Annotated in this window: 1 pseudogene; it reads left to right on the top strand. The window is 59.5% G+C overall.

Annotation, left to right across the window (positions count from 1 at the left end):
- Positions 1 to 242, top strand: a pseudogene (locus SB847_RS21720) (peptide ABC transporter ATP-binding protein); the annotation flags it as partial.
- Positions 243 to 252: the final 10 nt, after the last annotated feature.

The following is a 252-nucleotide window of genomic DNA, read 5'->3' as shown; positions in this document are numbered from 1 at the left end:
ATGAGCCCACTTCTGCCTTGGACCCGGAATTGGTGGGGGAAGTGCTTGACGTCATGAAGGCGCTGGCCGAGGCCGGAATGACCATGGTGGTGGTCACGCACGAACTTGGATTCGCCCGGCAAGTGGCTGATCAGGTGATTTTCATGGATGGCGGAGTGGTGGTGGAAAGCGGTCCGCCGGAGGAAGTCCTGGACAACCCGCAGCAGGAACGCACCAAGGCTTTCCTCTCCAAAGTCCTCTGAAAGCTACCCG

The sequence above is a fragment of the Bacillus sp. SIMBA_026 genome (genome assembly GCF_046535335.1).
Classification (GTDB): Bacteria; Bacillota; Bacilli; order Bacillales; family Bacillaceae; genus Bacillus; species Bacillus velezensis.
The sequence above is the reverse complement of the archived record's forward strand: the minus strand, read 5'-3'. Positions and strand labels throughout refer to the sequence as shown.